Here is a 14,366-nt window from a genome sequence, read left to right as displayed (position 1 = left end):
CACACCTCATTTGTCGTATTTTAATTATGCCTATGCTTTTTGCGCCTAACTATATCTTATCGCCATCTCGCATCAATAGTCAGCAAAAAATCCAACTTTTTTTACATGAAAAATAACTGTTCACAAAAATGCCATCTCTGTTTTTTCAGAAAAAGACGGTTCATCAACATACAATCATATGTATTTTTATTCATGCATCCATATAAAAAAACTAGGAATCCGCAGACTAGCTAGTTTTCACTAACAGTCGCTAAGTTTCCTAGTTTTGTGTTACATATGTTCCAAACGCTCAATTCTGCTTGCAATTGGCGGATGCGAGTCAAACATTCCGGCTTTCTCTTTCTTCTTCTTTTCACCTTTTGACGGCGTTGTGAAGTAGATCGATTCGGACGCTGCACTCGGCTGTTTCATTTTTGTCGTGTCGCCACCAATTTTGCGTAGGGCGTCGGCCAAGCCTTGTGGGTTCCGCGTCAATTCGATCGCTGTCGCATCCGCTAAATATTCACGGTTACGGCTGAGCGCGAACTGAATCGCCGTTGCAATGATTGGAGCTAAAATAACGAAAACGAGGGCTACGATGTAGATAATCGCTTGGGCACCGCCGCCACCATTGTTGTCGTTACTTTTCCGATTGTTGTTGCCACCAGTAATGCTACCCCAGAAGAGCATCCGCATCGCTAAATCGGACAAAATCGCAACGACAGCGACAAGCGCGATGGCAATCGTAGAAAGGCGGATATCGTAGTTCCGAATATGTGCGACTTCATGCGCGATAACGCCCTCTAGCTCGTAGCGTTCCAACTTGTCAAGCAAACCTCGCGTTACAGCAACCGCACCTTTTTCAGGCGAGATTCCTGTTGCGAAAGCATTCGGACTTGGATCTTCTACAATGTATACTTTTGGCATTGGAATTCCTGCAACCATCGCCATACTCTCCACGGTGTCCCAAAGCACTGGTTCCTGATCTTTGGATGTGACTTCCTTCGCCCGGTTCATCGTCATAACGACCTTCGAACTTGAAAAAATCATAATCGCGATATAAATAGCACCAATCACAGCCGCCATAATGAGACCGTTCAAATAATTATTATAAACCAAAATCCCGATAGCACATCCGACCAACATCACAAAAATGAAGAATCCTAAAACAATGAACACTGTCTTACGCTTATTAGCCGCTATTTGCTCAAATAACATGGCGCATTCTTCCTTTCAGTGTTTTAGAATTGAACTTTTGGAACCACTTTTTCTTCTTCTGGTGTTGCAAGCATATCACGTTTTGTGAATCCGCCCATTTTAGCAACAATATTAGAAGGTACCGATTCGATTTTTGTGTTATAGGTCATGACCGTCGTGTTGTACAGTTGGCGTGAATAAGCCACTTTGTTTTCTGTTGTTGCTAGTTCGTGTTGCAATTCGATAAATGATGTATTCGCTTTTAAATCTGGGTACGACTCTGCCAAAGCAAAAACGGATTTCAGCGCGCCAGTCAGCATGTTATCTGCTTCCATTTGTTCGCCACGACCGTCTGCAGGGGCTTGTGTCATCATATTACGAGCTTCCACCACTTTTGCAAGCGTTTCTTTCTCGTGTGACGCGTAACCTTTGACCGTTTCAATTAAATTCGGAATTAAATCAAAGCGACGTTTCAATTGCACATCGATTTGCGCCCACGTTTCTTCTACTCTGTTGCGATATTTGACAAGGCTGTTATACATTCCAAAATAAATCAGAACAAGTATAACAACGACCGCAATAGCAATAATCCATCCTATCATGTTTATACAACTCCTTTTCGTGTTTAGCTACATTATAACATGTTTTAAGGCAGCTGGCTGGAATTGGCTCACTAAAAATAATTTTATGTGCTATGCTTTCACGCGTTTCTTAGCTTTGCGTTCTTCTTTTTTCTTGCGCATGAAGTAAAATTCTTCTACGGGATGGTCGACAGTCATTTTCACCGTCATCATCGCGTTTGGTGCGCGTTCAATTGGCTCATCGTGTTCGTTCCAGAGATCTTTCACGACTTGTTTAAATCCTACTTCTCCCGGGCCATAAAATTCAATTTCTTCGCCAACGCCAAAATTGTTTCGTTGTTGTAGTGTTGCGATTTTCGTAGCTGGGTCGTAGTCTAATACTTGTGCTGCGAACGCGTATTGTGGAATTTTGCGTGTTTTGCCGAATAGTTGCTCGTCTTCGGTCGGCTCTTGATAGAAGAAACCTGTCGATAGTTCGCGTTGTGCGACTTTCCAAAGTTCTGCTTCCCAAGCTGGATCGAAAACGAAATTATCTGGATCAGCACAATACGCGTCCACGACTTTGCGATACACGCTTGCCACCGTCGAAACGTAATGAATCGACTTCATTCGACCTTCAATTTTGAGACTATCCACGCCTGCTTCGACCATATCGGGAATGAAGCGGATCATCGATAAATCAACCGCGCTCATCGAAAACGGCTCCTCATCCTCATCGACCAAATTACGTGGCACGCCATTATCGATTTCAAAAAGGTCATATTTCCAGCGGCAACTTTGCGCACAGCCGCCACGATTCGCGTCCCGATTCGCCATATGATTCGATAGCGTACAGCGTCCAGAATACGAGATACACATCGCGCCATGAATGAACGCTTCCATCTCGACATCCGTATTTTGGCCGATTTCCTGAATCTCGCTCATGCTCACTTCACGCGCCAAAACCACGCGCTCCAAGCCCTGCTGCTTCCAGAATTCAAGCGTTTTGTAGTTCGTCGCCGAAGCCTGCGTCGACAAATGCACAGGAAGTCCCGGCGCATCCGCAAAACAAATACTAATTAGCGCTGGATCCGACACGATGACCGCATCAATCCCGATATCACGCAACGTCCGGAAAAACTCACCGGCACCTTCTGTATCCCCATCATGCGCGACCATATTCGCCGCTACATAAACTTTCGCGTCACGCGCATGCGCAAATGCCACACCTTCTTGCATCTCCTCATATGAAAAATTCCCAGCACGCGAACGAAGCCCGAAAGCCTGTCCACCAATATATACAGCGTCCGCACCATAGCGAATCGCAATTTTCAATTTCTCCAAGTTACCCGCCGGCGCTAAAACTTCCGGCTTTTTCAAATTTTTTCTTCCAGTCATTGTCATGCCCTCCTCATTTTACCTCATCTGGCTGTTTCAAAAAGAATCCTGTTCCAAGCGTCCGCGTCTCCAGCTGTAATTTTGCTAAACGGTTCACAAATGTCTCCGCAACAAAATCGCCTGCCTCGAGCGCTTCTTTCGCCTGCACGAATAACGTCACAATCGCGACAAAATCCTCGCCCGGCAATAAAACACCATCCAACTTCCAAGTCCGCAAGCCCGCGTTATACACACGCTCCAAATAAGGCATCAACGACAAATCCTCCGTTGAAAAAATATGCGTCCCATTCTCGTCCTCATAAATCGGCAACTGACTATCCGCGTCATTCGGTTCACGCAAATAAAGCCCGCGTTCCTTCGACGTATCATCTTTTATCTCGACAATGTTCTGGTAATTCGTCACGAGTTTGCGCTTCGATTGGTGAATACACGTCGGGCCATACACCTGCACCTCAATCGGCACAGCCATCTTCGCCGTAATTGCTTCCAGCTCAATCAGCGTCAATTCACGAGCCATGACAGCCCCAACTGCCCCCTGTTTCACCCAAAAATCCACCTGTTCCGCGCTCGTCACAAACGTCTGCGCGTCATAGATAAACGGTAAATCAAGTTCCATTTCGTGCAACATAAAAACAACACCTGGATCCCCTACAGTTATGGCGTCTACTTTCATGTTAGCTATTTCACGTAAATAAGCAAGTAAATCCTTCAAATGCTCATTATGCATGAGCGCATTCACGGCCACTAAGACCTTCTTCCCTGCTTCGTGCGCTTTGTTAGTAATTTCACTAATATCGGCGAGCGTCAGTGATTGCGGCATGCGCAGTCCAAATCGACTTCCTCCGACGTATAGCGTGTCTACCCCCGCGCCCAACAACAATTCAGCTTGCAAAACCGACTCTGCCGTGGCAATAATATTCATGTTTTATCTCTCCTTTGATTTTTAAAACCTACTTGAATAGAGTAACACAGATGGCGCAACGCATCAAGCCTCTTTTAGCACAAAAAAAGAACCTATCCCAACTGCGAGATAAGTCCTCTATTCCTGTTCCTCTTCACGGTCCATCCGTTCAATCCGCAAAAGCCGCATCATCGGTCGGTAATTCTGGCTCACAAGTCCTAATACTTCCACGAAAAACTCCACAATCACGAGTAGTACCAAGATCAGCAGGAACGATCCCCAGAATGTCGACATCGTAAAAATAAGGGCAAATAGCGAGAATAACGCCGAAATCGCATAGATTAGAATCACGGTTTGGCGATGCGTAAACCCAAGCTTCATCAAACTGTGATGCAAATGCGATTTATCCGCCATCGCAATCGGAGTCCGGTGCACAATGCGTCTAATAATCGCTAAAATCGTATCGAAAATCGGCACGCCTAGAATAAGTACCGGCACAATCAGCGAGATAAACGTGACATTTTTAAAGCCCATCAACGAAAGAATCGCGATGATATAACCTAAAAACAGCGCGCCCGTGTCACCCATGAAAATTTTGGCGGGGTAGAAATTGTATGGTAGAAAGCCGAGCGTCGAAGCTGCAAGCACCGCCGTAATCATGATAACGAGTGGATCGCCCATCACGAAAGCCATGCCCATAATCGTTAAGAGCGCAATCGTCGAAACACCTGCCGCGAGTCCGTCCAGCCCGTCAATCAAATTAATCGCGTTCGTAATCGCCACAATCCACAGAATCGTCAGTGGAATCGACAGGTAACCGAAGTACACCTCGCCACCAAACGGCAAATTAATAAACGTAATGTTGACGCCACCCCAGAAAACAATAATGCCCGCCGCGAGCAGCTGACCAATCAACTTGTACCGCGCTTTTAATTCCAAAATATCGTCCAGAATACCCGTCAGCGCAATCACGCTCGCCCCAATGATAAGCGGCCATAATAGTGTTTTATCGATTGGAAGCAAGAACATCCCGATGAGAAAGGCGATGAAAATAGCCACCCCACCCAAGCTCGGTATCGGTACGACATTAATTCTTCTTTTATCCGGTTTGTCCGTAATATCAAATTTAAGTACAACGCGTCTCACCACAGGGGTTAACAGCAGCGAGGCTAAAAAACATATTAAAATAACAGTCCACATAATTCCTCGTGCTCCCTCGTGCCAAATTTATGTATAGATTCATACTCCTACAAGTATACCCACAAACCTGAAAAAAAACAATGAAAACCCATAGACAAGATTTCCTGTTCCGCATTTTCTAATCAAATACTCATGGAATTAACAGTGACTTATTTGACAGTTTGTAGTAAAATAGGAGGTGACAGAAATTCCACTAGAGAGGTTGAGAAGCACATGCGCGCTGAAAAACGCACAGCTACAAAGAAGAAAAAACGTACAGGTTTGAAGATTTTCCTATGGTCTGTTTTAGGTATATTTTTAATTTTAGGAGGCATCGTTGGTTATGCCGTATACCAAACAAAATCAACAATGGATAACATATATACGCCCGTCGAAGGTCGAGCGGCGAACCCCGTCAAATTGGATGGCGGCAACCCGTTCTCCGTCCTTATTTTAGGTATTGACGAACGAGAAGGCGATGTTGGTCGTTCCGATACAACCATGGTTGCTACCGTTAATGGGACAACGAACAAAGCACAGATGTTGAGTATTCCTCGTGATACGCGTACCGAAATTATCGGACACGATTCCACAAACAAAATCAATGCTGCCTATGCTTACGGTGGCGTGAAAATGGCCGAAGATACGGTGACTCACTTTTTAAATGGTATTCCGATTAACTACTACATCAAAATGAACATGGAAGGCCTGAAAGATTTGGTCGACGCTGTTGGTGGTGTTACGGTTTATAATGATATGGATATTAGCCTGAAAGATAAAGAGTTCAAAAAAGGCGAAGTGACGCTAAACGGTACCGATGCTCTAGCCTACACTCGTATTCGTAAAACCGATGCGCGTGGTGACTTCGGTCGTCAAATGCGTCAACAAGAAGTGATTCAAGCCGTTGTAGAGAAAATCGCAACGACGGAAACATTATGGAACTTCAACGATATCTTGTCTGCAGTTGGAAATAACATGCAAACCGATTTAACGATGACAGATATGACACGTATCGCTAAGAACTATCTAGGCGCGCGTAAAAACGTTGAGAACATGACAGTTGCCGGCGACGGTGGTAAGATGGATGGTATTTGGTACTACAACGTATCCGATGCAGAACGTCAGAAATTACACGATTCTCTAGCGAAGAACTTAGAATTGAAATAATGGATGAAAGGAGATTCCAATTTTGGAGTCTCCTTTTTGCATAGGACTACCACACCAACTTGAACATAGATCTCTTTGAAATAGATAGCTATTAGGTATTTCTTAATTTTTTCACAATCAGGGGTAAAATAATCATAAAAGCGTATAAACCGATCGCTGTGTAAAATTGCCAATCAAGCCGACCGAGCGAGGAACCGAGGAAATTGAGGACAAACGCGCCTGGAATAATGCCGAGATAAGTTGCCGCCGCATAATCGCGCGTCTGAACGGAACTGAGCCCCATCGAATAATTAATACTATCAAAAGGAAAAAGTGGAATGAGTCGCAAGTATAGTATGACTAAAAAGCCATTTTCGCCGATTTTATGATCAAATTTCTCGATTTTCTTGCCTTGGATGAGCCGTTCGATTTTATCTTTTCCAAGTTTGCGGGCGATCCAGAAAGCGAGAAGTGCTCCCGTTCCAGCGCCAATGACGTCCAGAATCGTGCCTTGAACCGCACCGAATGTGTATCCGCCAAAAAGCGTGAGCGGCGTTGCGGGAAACAGGACGAGTGGACGCAGAATATAGGTGATCACGTAGAGGATTTTGCCCCAGATTCCCATATCGCGCACGACTTGACTGAGCTCCGCGACGTTGAAACTATCCACAATTCCGAGCTGATAAATGACTAAAAAACCAGTGAGGACAAAAGCGACGAATAAAATAATGCCACGCCATTCTTGCCAAAATTTCTTCATGATAACCCCCTCCATTGGATGATTTTGCGTATAAGTCGTTGTAAAAACGGTTTTTCGAGCTTTTCTGTGAGTAATTGATCGGATATGTTTTTAAGAATTTCTGATTTCGTTGGGTACGGATAGATTGGTTTGGATAGGTCTGTGAGCTTGGCGCCTGTGGATTTGAGGAGCGCGACTTGCTGCATGACGGTGGAAATATCCGTGCCGATTGCCTCCGCGTGAACGATTTTCGCCTTGGCGTCGATGCCGATTTTGACGAGTGCTTCTGGTTCGTTATCGGTTTTGAAGCGGTCGATGTTGGCGCCAGATGCGGATAGGATTCGTGTTGCTTTTTGCGTCGCTGGGAGCTGGTAAATTTCTGGTTTTGTATAAATAACCGAAGCAAGCGTGCTGTAGTTTACTTTGCTAAAATTGCCGAACGCGATGTTCGTGAGTGCAGTTCTGGCTTCGGCGCCGCCTGCGTGCGTGAGGCTTGGGCTTTCGATCACGTCCCCGATGGCATAAATATGCGGTGCCGTCGTTTGCAAATAACGATTCGTATCGATTTTCGTGTCGTAAGCGATGCCAGCTCGTTCCAGTTCCAACGTATCGATATTCGCGATTTGACCCGCGGCAAAAAGGATTTTTTCGACGACTAGCGTTTTTTCTACCCCTGATTCTGTGATTTTAAGGCTGATTTCGTCTTTATTAAGTCGCGTCACTTCGATTAGTTCGCTATCTAGATGAATAGCCAAATCTAGTTTTTCCAAAGCAATATCCGCAATATCACGGCTAAAATGTTTTAAAAATTCAGTATTATGATCGAAAATCGTGATTTCAACGCCAATGTTTTGCAATGCCTGCCCGAGTTCGAGTCCCACAGGCCCAGCGCCAATAATCGCCATTTTGCGTGGAAGTTTTGCCATCTGGAATAGCGTCTCGTTTGTTTCATACATCGAAACATCAAGCCCCGCAACATTTGGAACCCTCGGTCGCGAACCCGTCGCAATAACGAATTTTTTCGCGCAGAGTTCCCGATCCCCGACCACAATCCGATGCGCATCCAGAAAACGCGCTTTTCCAATGTAAACCGTCGCGCCAAGCTCCTCAAATCGCGGAACACTGTCATGCACTTGAATCTCCGCAATCACGGCCCTCATTTTTGCCTGAATTTCCGTCCAGTCCGTCGTCTCCTGCGCCATATGTAGCAGCGTTTTTGAAGGGACACAGCCATAATGAAGACAGTCGCCGCCCATATTCGCGTCCGCATTGACCACCGCCACATCGACGCCAAGCCGCGCCAGCCCTGCCGTAGCATAAAGTCCCGCCGCGCCGCCGCCAATCACAATCACCTGATGATCCATTTTCATCGCCCTCATTCCTCCTTATCGAGCTGTCTGTGCGCTTCCATTAAACGCTGTATTGTCGAGATAATTTCGATGATAAAAAACAGTAATGTCGTCCAAAATAAGAAAATCGGCGCTGTTAATACCATCAAACTAAGTAAAATAAATCCTTCCGTCCGTTCCGCGAGTCCCGTTGCATAATGAAACGACTTCACGCCCTTGTTCTGCACAACGTTTCCAATCGTCAAAAATGCCGTAATTCCGAATAAAATCGACGCCATCAAAAGCAGCAAAATAAACTGCTGTTCCGGAAATCGTGCAGCGAGTGCAATAATTATTCCCGCTTCGACGACCCGATCAAACGTCACGTCCATCACTGTGCCAAAGCCACTTTGCTTCGTTTTCCGCGCCATCGTTCCGTCCACCGCATCCAGAAATCCCGAAAACCATAACACCAGAATCCCCGTCCACATCCATCCAAAGCCGACCAAAATCGCAGCGACAACCCCAACCACAAACGCTAAAATCGTCACCTGATTCGCCGAAAACCCGATTTTCAAAAAGAAATCCGCCGTCTTTTCCAATATCGGTTTCACATATGGCCTTGCCTTCGTATCAAGCATCTTTTTCACCCCTTACTGGCGCAATATAACCCTTTTCTATCGCATTATCACCCACGATAATAAACTTTTGCGTCCCGTCCTCTAAAATAACCGACCAATACGCCTGCCCGTAAAGCATCAATTGCCGCTCGACACGCACCGCCACACCAGCATCCGCCATCCCCCAAGCCCCAATCGGATAATATACATCGTTATACAAAAGCCCATCCCCGAAAAAAGCATCGATTGCCGCATCGCTCGCTTCACTCAAAACACCATGATCCATCAACAAAACCTGCTCACTAAACACTTTTGCCTCCTCATAATGATGCGTCACGAACACCGCCGCGATATCCCGCTCCTCAATCTGCGCAAACACCCACTGCCGCATATCGCGTCCTAAGCGCACATCCAAACTACTAAACGGCTCATCCATCAACAATAAATCCGGATTTCCAATCAACGCTCGCGCCACCGAAACCCGTTGCTGTTGCCCGCCCGAAAGCTCATAAGGATACGCATCCGCCCATTTTGCCAGTTCACTTTTCTCCAAGAAAACCCGCCCAATCGCCTCCCGCTCCTTCCGCTTCACCTTCTGGCATTTCAACGGAAAAACAAGATTTTCCAACACGGTCATATGCGAAAATAAGACAGGTTTTTGAGAGATATATGCGATTTTAACCCCTGCTTTCTCATAACTCCCCGAATCAAACGACAATAATCCCGCCAACACCTTCAAAAATGTCGTTTTACCACTTCCCGAGCCACCGAGAATCGTCACCGTCTCTCCGCGCTGCAACTCGAAATTAATCCCTCGCAGAATCAGCTCCTTTTCAAAGCCTTTCGTCACATTTTCAACCCTGATTATCGCCATTCGTCCATCACCCCCACCAATTTCACCATTCCTTTATACATCCATCTGAATAGAAACAACATCGCAAACGCCATGAAAATCGTGAAAAGCGCTGCCGCCGCAACCACTTGCAACTGCGATGAAGCAAAATACGGAAATAAAACCAGCGCCACCGTCTGAATAATCCCGCCACCAATCATCGACGTAATCGCGTACTGCCCAATCGAAATCACGACCGCAAACAATAATATCGTCTCATTCATCGGACGCATAAGCGGCAAATAGACATCCAACACGAGTCGCCACCGCGTTCCACCCATCAAATAAACATACTGATTCATATCCTGATCAAGCGCCAAATAAGCATTTCGCGCAATCCGAATCGAATACGGAAGCGTCGGCAAAAGCTGAATCAGCACCACATCAAGCACCGTTTCCGTCAAATCCATCCGTATAAACCAAATATCAAGCCCCGCTGCAATCACAAGCAACGGCACAATCAGGGGTAGCTGCAAGCAAACATCCAAAAACGCTAATTTCCGCCCCGTCACGCGCGCCAAATAATAGCCCACATAGTTCGCCACGACTAAATTGAGCACGACAACCAAAACCGCGACCACGATCGTCGTCCCAATCGCGGCCCTAAAATTCGGGTCCTCAAAAATCCCAACTTCCCCGCCACGCCAAGCGACAACGCCGAAAACAATAAGCATTATTCCATACTGAATCCCCACAAACTGCCTCATAATTGCCCACTTCCTTCACGCAAGAAGTCCCGATATTTTTGCACAGAAACGAATAAAACAAACGCTACCACAAGCAAAAACACCGACACAACAACCATCCAAAACATCGTCGCCACCTGCACGCTCACGTCCGTCGCATAATATCCTTGGTAAAACACCACCCCGAGAAACGCCGGAAAACTATTCCCCACCAAACTCGGAATTTCATACGCCGTCCAAATAAAAGCCAGCAAAATAATCGCCAATTCCGCGATTTGCGGCGCTATTTTTGGAAACTCCACATGTGCAAAAACGCGCCACGTCCCACCACCAGACAACCGAACCAATTCCACTTCCGCAAAATTGATTTTTCGATACGTCGTGATGAGATAAAAAACAACAAACGGCACTTCTTTCAACAAATACGTGATCAAAATCTCCAAAGTCCCGTAAATTTTATAATACTCACCGATATAAGGATAAATAAAAGCAAAAATGAGATACACATACAGCGCGACAACAAAATGCGGATAGTAAAAACTCACGTTCAACCGCTCTACAGATCGCGTCACCTTGGGATTCAGCAACACTTGACGCACAATCAAAATACCCAGCCCAATCGATAACACCGTCGCCACCGCACTGACCCCAAACGAGTACAACACACTCGTGAAAATCCGTTTTTGACGGCTAACTTCGAGAATCCCTTCCCAATTTGCCCCTAAAAATCGCATTTTCCAAACGAGCAACACAATCGACATCAAGCTAACCACGCCGAGCCCGACTGGTATAAGCCAGGCCACAGCTTTACGGATAGACATAACTGCCCCATTCTTTCTGGATCGCTTCCGCCGTCGTATCTGGGAACTCATTCAACGCCTGCCAATCATTATAAAATTGGTCTCCCGTCTCGCCAGCCGCGTCGAATTTCCCCTGCCAATCCTTCGTCATTTTAGACGTGAGAAGCGTCGTCCCATCGCCCCACACCGACGTTTTCAATTTCTCCGCCTGTGCTTCTTCTGACAGCAAATAATTAATCACGACAAGCGATGCCGCTGGTTGCTGCGTATTAAACGCCACTGAAAGATAATGCGCATTCGTCACAGCCCCATTATCCAGCGAAAAAGTCCGCGTCGATGCTGGAAACGTCCCATCCTTGATAAACGGCAACGCACGACGCTCGTTAAAGCCCATCGTGAAATCAACCTGACCTTGCGCATACAACTGATCCAGCTCCTGCAACGCTTTCGGATACGTTTTCCCGTCACGCCACAAATACGGCCCAATCGATTTCAAATACGCATACGCCTTCTCGCGATCCGCTTTTGTTGGTGCTTCGGTGAATTCCTTGCCCGGATTTTGCGCGTAAATCACCTGTCTCACAAACGCATCCCCCGTGAAATCCGCGACATCAGGATACGTAAACCGTCCTGGATTTGCCTTTACCCAAGCCGTCAATTCCGCTAATTGAAGCGGTGGCTTCGAAACTTTATCCGCATTATACTGGAATACAAAAGACGTTTTTCCCCACGGCGCCTCCATTTTATCGATCGCATTTCCCGCATCCTTTTCCGTCAAAAGTGGGTCAACAAACTTCGCCACATTCGGAATCTGATCGGTAATTTCACCATAAAGCAGCCCACCATCCTTCGCCGTTTTGAAATTCTGTCCGTTAATCCAAATCACATCCACACTGCCATTCTTCTTCCCAGCCTGCTTCTCACTGCTCAGCTTCTGAATAAATTTCTCCGTATCCATCGGCACCCGTTTCAGCGTAATATCCTGCTCCACCTTCAACTTCGGCGCCACAAAATCATCAATGTAAGCGTTAATATTCTTATCCCCGCCCCACATATAGAAATTCACCGTCTGGCCTTTCGCATCCTTCTCCAACTGCGCAAAATCCTTGCCCTTCAAGCTCTCCTGAGAACTCTCATTCCCGCACGCTGCCAAGACCAGCAACAATCCCATCACTACAAAAATCGCCAATCGCTTCATTCCAGTTCCCCTTCTTTCCAAATCGGTATAGCCAAAATAAACGTACTACCAACGTTCAGCGCACTTTCCACACGCAGCGTCCCACCGTGCAACTCCGCCAAATTCTTCGCAATATGCAGCCCGAGCCCCGAACCACCATGCGCCAAATTCCGCGATTTCTCCACACGATACAATCGCTCAAAAATCCGCTCCTGTTCCGCCGCAGAAATGCCCTGCCCGTAATCCCGCACCCGAAAAATAGTAAAAGCCTCCGTTCGCGCAACACCAATCTCAATCGATGTCCCCACATCCGAAAACTTCATCGCATTCTCCAGCAAATTATACAAAATCCGCGTCACAAACGTCTGATCCGCATAAACAAACTGGCATTCCGGCGCGATTTCCACATGCACATTCCGATGCTCCCGCTTCAACTGCACATCAAAAGCCTCCAACACATCGACCAACAGCTGATCCAGCCAAATCCGTGTCCGCTCCATCACAGGCTCCTTCTTATCAATCGCCGCGACATCCATCAACTCATCAACCAAATCCGTCAACCGCATCGTTTCCCGCTGAATCGTCCGCAAATACTGCTGCCGCTCCACATCCGTCGCAATCATCCCGTCCAAAAGCGCCTCTGAAAACGACCGAATCGAAGCAATAGGCGTCTTAATATCATGCGACAAATTCGCCACCAACTCATTTCGCGCCACTTCGCCATCCTTAATCTGCCGAAACATCTGATCCAATTTTGCCGACATCTCATTAAAATCCTCCGCCAACATCCGCGTCTCCAGAGGCCCCGTCACATCCACCTTCCCCGAAAATTCACCCTGCGCGATTTTCCGACTTTCTTTTCCGAGTTTATCAATCGACCGAAACGCCGGGCGCATCAACAAATAATTAATCACAAAAGCAAGCGTACTCGCACCGAGCGTAATCAAAATCGTGAAAATCACCAAATCCGTGTTAAAAATCATCCGATACGCGCTAAAACCAAGCACAACCGTCACAATAATCGCGCCAATCCCATAAGAAAGTAAAATAAGCGTCCGCAATTTCATGACTCCATCACCAATTCAAACTTATAACCAAGCCCCCAAACCGTCTTAATAAACACTGGAGCCTCGCCGTTCACCTGCAATTTTTCCCGTAAATGGTGGATGTGGACATTAATCGTGTTCGCGTCGCCATCATACTCATAGCCCCAAACACGCTCCAACAACTCCGATTTCGAGAAAACCCGTTTATTCTCACTCGCCAAAAGCCACAACAAATCAAATTCCTTAATCGTCAGCTCCAGCTCCTGCCCCGAAACCGACGCCACACGCTTCCCCTTATCCAGAAAAAGCGGGCCATGCGTCAACGTCTCCGGTTCCACAAACCGACGCGACCGCCGCAAAATATTCTTCACTCGCAACACCAATTCACGCGGACTAAACGGTTTCGACATATAATCATCCGCGCCAAGCGTCAAGCCATACAACCGCTCCTTCTCCTGCGTCAAAGCACTCAAATACAAAAACGGCGTATCCTTCCCACGCTCCTGCACCTCCATAATAAACGCGTGCCCATCCATTTTCGGCATCATAATATCAACGACCATCAAATCCACACGCTGCGCATCGTAGATCCCCAACGCCTCCTGCCCATTGCGCGCCGTCAGAACCCGAAAGCCCTCCTTCTCCAAATACCGCCGACACACATCGACAATCGTTTCCTCATCATCCACCAACAAAATCGTGTTCATCCGCGCCTCAC

The 14,366-nt window shown here is 46.7% G+C and carries 15 protein-coding genes; 1 reads left to right on the top strand and 14 read right to left on the bottom strand.

The annotated features are described in order from the left end of the window. Nucleotides 1-270 precede the first annotated feature (270 nt). From htpX to EP58_RS06735, 5 genes are all read right to left on the bottom strand, one after another. Complete coding sequence (gene htpX, locus EP58_RS06755; protein WP_036091455.1) at nt 271-1,197, bottom strand: zinc metalloprotease HtpX; 927 nt, start codon at nt 1,195-1,197, stop codon at nt 271-273. A 23-nt stretch (nt 1,198-1,220) separates the two neighbouring features. After that, on the bottom strand, nt 1,221-1,778 hold the full coding sequence (locus EP58_RS06750; RefSeq protein ID WP_036091453.1) for a LemA family protein: 558 nt from the start codon (nt 1,776-1,778) through the stop codon (nt 1,221-1,223). Nucleotides 1,779-1,868: 90 nt separating this feature from the next. Further along, nucleotides 1,869-3,134 (bottom strand): peptidase U32 family protein, encoded by a 1,266-nt coding sequence (locus EP58_RS06745; RefSeq protein ID WP_036091451.1) that lies wholly within the window; start codon nt 3,132-3,134, stop codon nt 1,869-1,871. A 13-nt stretch (nt 3,135-3,147) separates the two neighbouring features. Next, a complete protein-coding gene (locus tag EP58_RS06740) occupies nt 3,148-4,056 on the bottom strand; it encodes a peptidase U32 family protein (RefSeq protein WP_036091449.1) in 909 nt (302 codons plus the stop codon). 117 nt (nt 4,057-4,173) lie between these two features. Beyond that, a complete protein-coding gene (locus EP58_RS06735) occupies nt 4,174-5,235 on the bottom strand; it encodes a glycosyltransferase family 4 protein (RefSeq protein ID WP_373862719.1) in 1,062 nt (353 codons plus the stop codon). Nucleotides 5,236-5,448: 213 nt separating this feature from the next. Between EP58_RS06735 and EP58_RS06730 the strand changes: the two genes are divergently transcribed. After that, nucleotides 5,449-6,381, top strand: a complete 933-nt coding sequence (locus tag EP58_RS06730; RefSeq protein WP_077917858.1) for an LCP family glycopolymer transferase — start codon at nt 5,449-5,451, stop codon at nt 6,379-6,381. A gap of 91 nt (nt 6,382-6,472) precedes the next feature. On the opposite strand, the gene EP58_RS06725 is transcribed toward EP58_RS06730, so the two are convergent. Genes EP58_RS06725 through EP58_RS06685 form a run of 9 tightly spaced genes read right to left on the bottom strand, consistent with a single transcriptional unit; the run spans nt 6,473 to nt 14,355 of the window. After that, the gene (locus EP58_RS06725) at nt 6,473-7,120 is read right to left on the bottom strand and encodes a TVP38/TMEM64 family protein (RefSeq protein WP_036091445.1); all 648 of its coding nucleotides are present in this window, start codon (nt 7,118-7,120) and stop codon (nt 6,473-6,475) included. Next, nucleotides 7,117-8,469: a dihydrolipoyl dehydrogenase family protein gene (locus EP58_RS06720; protein ID WP_036091444.1), complete on the bottom strand. Its 1,353-nt coding sequence runs from the start codon at nt 8,467-8,469 to the stop codon at nt 7,117-7,119. The genes EP58_RS06725 and EP58_RS06720 overlap by 4 nt, the downstream gene beginning before the upstream one ends. Nucleotides 8,470-8,474: 5 nt before the next feature. Next, entirely contained in the window at nt 8,475-9,068 is a 594-nt protein-coding gene (locus EP58_RS06715) for a CDP-alcohol phosphatidyltransferase family protein (protein ID WP_036091443.1), read from the bottom strand. Continuing rightward, nucleotides 9,061-9,921: an ABC transporter ATP-binding protein gene (locus tag EP58_RS06710; protein WP_052165007.1), complete on the bottom strand. Its 861-nt coding sequence runs from the start codon at nt 9,919-9,921 to the stop codon at nt 9,061-9,063. The genes EP58_RS06715 and EP58_RS06710 overlap by 8 nt, the downstream gene beginning before the upstream one ends. Beyond that, nucleotides 9,912-10,646, bottom strand: coding sequence for an ABC transporter permease (locus tag EP58_RS06705; protein WP_036091442.1), 735 nt, complete (start codon nt 10,644-10,646; stop codon nt 9,912-9,914). The genes EP58_RS06710 and EP58_RS06705 overlap by 10 nt, the downstream gene beginning before the upstream one ends. After that, on the bottom strand, nt 10,643-11,446 hold the full coding sequence (locus tag EP58_RS06700; RefSeq protein ID WP_036091440.1) for an ABC transporter permease subunit: 804 nt from the start codon (nt 11,444-11,446) through the stop codon (nt 10,643-10,645). Before EP58_RS06700 ends, EP58_RS06705 begins: the two co-directional genes overlap by 4 nt. After that, nucleotides 11,433-12,623 carry an ABC transporter substrate-binding protein gene (locus EP58_RS06695; protein ID WP_036091439.1) on the bottom strand — a complete coding sequence of 397 codons (1,191 nt, stop codon included), beginning with the start codon at nt 12,621-12,623 and terminating at the stop codon, nt 11,433-11,435. The genes EP58_RS06700 and EP58_RS06695 overlap by 14 nt, the downstream gene beginning before the upstream one ends. Beyond that, nucleotides 12,620-13,669: a sensor histidine kinase gene (locus tag EP58_RS06690; protein WP_036091437.1), complete on the bottom strand. Its 1,050-nt coding sequence runs from the start codon at nt 13,667-13,669 to the stop codon at nt 12,620-12,622. The genes EP58_RS06695 and EP58_RS06690 overlap by 4 nt, the downstream gene beginning before the upstream one ends. Continuing rightward, nucleotides 13,666-14,355 carry a response regulator transcription factor gene (locus EP58_RS06685; RefSeq protein WP_036091435.1) on the bottom strand — a complete coding sequence of 230 codons (690 nt, stop codon included), beginning with the start codon at nt 14,353-14,355 and terminating at the stop codon, nt 13,666-13,668. The genes EP58_RS06690 and EP58_RS06685 overlap by 4 nt, the downstream gene beginning before the upstream one ends. Nucleotides 14,356-14,366 lie beyond the last annotated feature (11 nt).

The sequence above is a fragment of the Paenilisteria newyorkensis genome (assembly GCF_000766145.1).
Taxonomy (GTDB): domain Bacteria; phylum Bacillota; class Bacilli; order Lactobacillales; family Listeriaceae; genus Listeria_A; species Listeria_A newyorkensis.
This window is presented reverse-complemented; position numbering and strand designations above follow the sequence as displayed.

Bases quoted from the DNA above. Each gene is read 5' to 3' on its own strand.
- EP58_RS06725 (WP_036091445.1), bottom strand. From the start codon at position 7,120: ATGAAGAAATTTTGGCAAGAATGGCGTGGCATTATTTTATTCGTCGCT.
- EP58_RS06695 (WP_036091439.1), bottom strand. From the start codon at position 12,623: ATGAAGCGATTGGCGATTTTTGTAGTGATGGGATTGTTGCTGGTCTTG.
- EP58_RS06745 (WP_036091451.1), bottom strand. From the start codon at position 3,134: ATGACTGGAAGAAAAAATTTGAAAAAGCCGGAAGTTTTAGCGCCGGCG.
- EP58_RS06715 (WP_036091443.1), bottom strand. From the start codon at position 9,068: ATGCTTGATACGAAGGCAAGGCCATATGTGAAACCGATATTGGAAAAG.
- htpX (WP_036091455.1), bottom strand. From the start codon at position 1,197: ATGTTATTTGAGCAAATAGCGGCTAATAAGCGTAAGACAGTGTTCATT.
- EP58_RS06685 (WP_036091435.1), bottom strand. From the start codon at position 14,355: ATGAACACGATTTTGTTGGTGGATGATGAGGAAACGATTGTCGATGTG.
- EP58_RS06720 (WP_036091444.1), bottom strand. From the start codon at position 8,469: ATGAAAATGGATCATCAGGTGATTGTGATTGGCGGCGGCGCGGCGGGA.
- EP58_RS06710 (WP_052165007.1), bottom strand. From the start codon at position 9,921: ATGGCGATAATCAGGGTTGAAAATGTGACGAAAGGCTTTGAAAAGGAG.
- EP58_RS06740 (WP_036091449.1), bottom strand. From the start codon at position 4,056: ATGAATATTATTGCCACGGCAGAGTCGGTTTTGCAAGCTGAATTGTTG.
- EP58_RS06730 (WP_077917858.1), top strand. From the start codon at position 5,449: ATGCGCGCTGAAAAACGCACAGCTACAAAGAAGAAAAAACGTACAGGT.
- EP58_RS06705 (WP_036091442.1), bottom strand. From the start codon at position 10,646: ATGAGGCAGTTTGTGGGGATTCAGTATGGAATAATGCTTATTGTTTTC.
- EP58_RS06700 (WP_036091440.1), bottom strand. From the start codon at position 11,446: ATGTCTATCCGTAAAGCTGTGGCCTGGCTTATACCAGTCGGGCTCGGC.
- EP58_RS06735 (WP_373862719.1), bottom strand. From the start codon at position 5,235: ATGTGGACTGTTATTTTAATATGTTTTTTAGCCTCGCTGCTGTTAACC.
- EP58_RS06690 (WP_036091437.1), bottom strand. From the start codon at position 13,669: ATGAAATTGCGGACGCTTATTTTACTTTCTTATGGGATTGGCGCGATT.
- EP58_RS06750 (WP_036091453.1), bottom strand. From the start codon at position 1,778: ATGATAGGATGGATTATTGCTATTGCGGTCGTTGTTATACTTGTTCTG.